Source organism: Bradyrhizobium uaiense, from assembly GCF_010811875.1.
Classification (GTDB): Bacteria; Pseudomonadota; Alphaproteobacteria; order Rhizobiales; family Xanthobacteraceae; genus Bradyrhizobium; species Bradyrhizobium uaiense.
Window position 1 is genome coordinate 1 of record NZ_VKHP01001115.1, and the last position, 234, is coordinate 234.

Here is a 234-nt window from a genome sequence, read left to right on the forward strand (position 1 = left end):
TGATGCTCCATCGGCTGAAGCGCCGGAACACGCTGTTCCAATCGCCGAAGACCTCCGGGAGATCGCGCCAGGGAGACCCCGTACGCACGATCCACAGCACTCCTTCAACGAACATTCGGTTGTCGCGTCCGGTCGAGCCCTTCTGATCGGGGCGCCCTATGATCAACGGCGCCATCCGCTTCCACGCCGCGTCGCTCAATACCAAACGGTCCATCACACCCAAGACGGCCTCCC

1 protein-coding gene is annotated in these 234 nt (G+C 62.8%); it reads right to left on the reverse strand.

Translation table 11 applies throughout. The features are described from left to right. Window positions 1-214 (reverse strand): transposase (locus FNJ47_RS49270; RefSeq protein WP_236000654.1); only part of this gene is annotated, 214 nt, incomplete at its 3' end. Between the last annotated feature and the right edge of the window lie 20 nt (window positions 215-234).